Below are 3,103 nucleotides of genomic sequence, written 5' to 3'. Positions count from 1 at the left end.
GGGAGTGGAGCCGGGTGGAGCCGGTGTGGGGGCGCCGGCACGCCTGACACGGTGCGGAGGGGTCCGGTCGCCGCAGCCGCAGCCGCAGCCGCAGCCGCTGTCCGCCGCGGCCACGGCCGTCCCGTACGACATGCGTTCCGTGCGGCAATTCGCCGCCGTACGGCTTCTCGTGACGGGTCATTCCCCCGATGCCGGCGAGGCGGGCCCGTCCCGTCCTGTACGAATGTCGGCCCGCCGTCCGATCCGACAGGCCCCCTGGTCAGGGCCGTTCGGCCCCTGGGCGGAGCGGGCGCGTCCGGCGATCGTCGAGGTATCGCACGACGGCAGTCCGGTCAGTGCGACGACCGCCGTCCGGGCCACGCGCCGACCCACGCCGGCCCGGGCGGGCGGTAACCGGAGGGAAGTGTTCCCGGCCGTCGTGGCGCGCCCCCGAAAGGAGGCAGCCCATGACCACCATGGCCCCGCGCCTGAGCCAGACCCTGCCCGAGGAACACCGCGGCCGGCTGATGCGCATCGCCCGTGAGGTCACCTTCCCGCAGAACGCCAGGCTCTTCGACGAGGGGTCGCGCGCGGACCGCTTCTGGATCCTGCGCAGCGGCAGCGTCGCCCTGGACATGCGCGTACCGGGCCGGCGGGCCCCCGTCGTCGAGTCGCTCGGCCGGGGCGAACTGATCGGCTGGTCCTGGCTGTTCCCGCCCTACGTGTGGCAGTTCGGGGCGCAGGCCGAGACCCCGGTGCGCGCCCACGAGTTCGACGCGTTCACCGTGCGCCTGATGTGCGCGTCCGACCCCGGACTCGGCTCGTTCGTCGCCCAGTGGGTCGGCCAGATCCTCGCCCACCGCCTCAGCGTCACCCGCTCACGCCTCCTCGACCTCTACGCCCCCTACGGGTACGACGCGGCCTGAGCTCCCGCCCGACGGCCCTGACAGGCCCTGACCGCCGCGCCGGTCGGGGCCGTTCGGCCCTGGCGGATCACCGTGCGGGGCCGCAGGATCTAGGGACACCACATCCGAGGGGGACGTATGCCCGAGCCACTCGCCTTCTCCGCGGACCGTCCCATCCGGATCCTGCTGCTCGACGACCACGAGGTGGTCCGCCGGGGCCTGCGGGACCTGCTCGGCGCCGAACCCGACATGGAGGTCGTCGGCGAGGCCGCGACCGCTGCGCAGGCCCTCGTCAGGGGTCCCGCGCTGCGCCCCGACGTCGCCGTGCTCGACGTCCGTCTCCCGGACGGCGACGGCATCACCGTCTGCCGTGAACTGCGCGGCCTGCTTCCCGGTCTCCACTGCCTGATGCTGACGTCGTTCGACGACGACGACGCGCTGCTCGACGCCATCATGGCGGGCGCGGCCGGATATGTGCTGAAGCAGATCAGGGGCTCCGACCTGGTCTCCGCCGTACGGACCGTCGCCTCGGGCCAGTCCATGCTCGACCCGGCGACGACGGCGCGGCTGATGCGCAGCCTGCGCGGGCCCGAGTCCTACGGCGCGGAGCACGGCGGCTCCGACTCCCCGGACTCCGCCGTCTCGGCGGACCACCGGATCGCCGATCTCACCGAGCGGGAGCGGGACATCCTGGCGCTGGTGGGCGAGGGGCTGACCAACCGGCAGATCGGCCTGCGCCTGTTCCTGTCCGAGAAGACCGTGAAGAACAACATCTCGCGCCTGCTCGCCAAGCTGGGCGTGGAGCGGCGCATCCAGGCGGCGGTGATGGCCAGCAGGCTGCCACCGCGCCCGCAGTAGTTCCCGCCAGTCGCCCTGTCCCGTCAGTCGCCCTGTCACGTTCCCTTCTGCAGCGGTACGTGCCACTCCAGGCGGGTGCCGTTGCTCTCCCGCCGGGCCAGGGTCAGCGTGCCGCCGCGGCCACGGGCGCGCGCCGCCATGTTCGCCAGGCCGCTGCGGTGCTCGTCCGCCACGTCCGGGATGCCCACGCCGTCGTCCTCGACGACCAGGGTCAGGGTCCGGCCGCGGACGAGGAGCGCGACCTCCGCCTTGGACGCGCGCGCGTGCCGTGCCACGTTCGTCAGCGCCTCGCCGAGCACCGCCACGGCGTCGTCGGCGACGGCCAGGGGCACGTCCACATCGATCAGGCCCTCCATGCGCAGCGCCGGGGTGAAGCCGAGGACCCGCGCCGCGTCCTCCACGGCCCGCACCGTCCGGATCCGCAGGCCGCTCCCGGACGGCGGCGCCTCCTGTTCGCGCAGGCCGAAGATGGTGGAGCGGATGATCTTGATGGTGGTGTCGAGGTCGTCCACCGCCCGCATCAGGCGCTCCGCGGCCTCCGGGTGCTGCACGAACCGCTGCGCGCTCTGCAGCGTCATCCCGGTCGCGAACAGCCGCTGGATCGCCAGGTCGTGCAGGTCCCGGGCGATCCGGTCGCGGTCCTCCAGAAGGCTCATCTGCTCCGCGTCGCGGCGCCGCTCCGCCAGCTCCAGGGCGAGCGCGGCCTGCCCGGCGAAGCCGACCAGGGGCACCAGCTCGGCGGCGGCGAACCGCTGCCGCTCCGCCCGGCGCGCGAGCGTGAGCACCCCGCGCACGCTCTCCGGTGTGCCGATGGGCACGGCGACGGCGGGGCCGAGCCCCTCCCAGCGGGCCGGCTGATACGTGATGCGCGGGTCCTTGCGCACGTCGTCCGAGGTGACCAGCTTCCCCGAGGCGAGGGCGGCGCCCGCGAACGTGCCCTTGCGGGGCAGCGTCACGTCATGATGGGCCTCCGCGTGCTCGCCGAGGGCCAGCGTCTCGTGCAGGTTCTCGGTGCCGGGGATGACGAGCGCCACCATGCCGAGGTCCGCCGCGGCGATCTCCCGGGCCCGCTCCACCATGAGCCGCAGCACCGGCATCTCGGCCGCGCCGGAGAGCAGGCTGCCGGTGAACTCGGCGCTCAACGACAGCCAGCGCTCCCGCAGTTGCACCTCCTCGTACAGGCGCGCGTTCTCGATCGCGACGCCCGCGGCGGCGCCGAGCGTCTGCAGCACCGCCACGTCCTCGTCGTCGAAGTCCATGCCGCCGCGCTTCTGCGTCAGGTACAGATTGCCGAACACGTCGTCGCGCACCCGGATGGGCACCCCGACGAAGGTGTGCATCGGCGGATGGTGCGGCGGGAA

General features: G+C 73.6%; 4 protein-coding genes. 2 read left to right on the top strand and 2 right to left on the bottom strand.

Going from position 1 to position 3,103, the window contains the following annotated elements:
• A partial coding sequence (locus tag N5I75_RS13110; RefSeq protein ID WP_476677113.1) for a hypothetical protein occupies positions 1-181 on the bottom strand: 181 nt, incomplete at its 3' end.
• Positions 182-446: 265 nt separating this feature from the next.
• Here N5I75_RS13110 and N5I75_RS13105 point away from each other — a divergent pair.
• Positions 447-905, top strand: a complete 459-nt coding sequence (locus tag N5I75_RS13105) for a Crp/Fnr family transcriptional regulator (protein ID WP_476677111.1) — start codon at positions 447-449, stop codon at positions 903-905.
• A 117-nt stretch (positions 906-1,022) separates the two neighbouring features.
• Positions 1,023-1,742 (top strand): response regulator, encoded by a 720-nt coding sequence (locus N5I75_RS13100; protein WP_476677109.1) that lies wholly within the window; start codon positions 1,023-1,025, stop codon positions 1,740-1,742.
• A 35-nt stretch (positions 1,743-1,777) separates the two neighbouring features.
• Here N5I75_RS13100 and N5I75_RS13095 read toward each other — a convergent pair.
• The coding region (locus N5I75_RS13095; protein WP_476677107.1) for a sensor histidine kinase at positions 1,778-3,103 on the bottom strand (1,326 nt) is incomplete at its 5' end.

The organism is Streptomyces sp. R818 (assembly GCF_056172735.1).
Note: the sequence above shows the minus strand (reverse complement) of the source record. Positions and strands in the feature narration are given on the sequence as shown.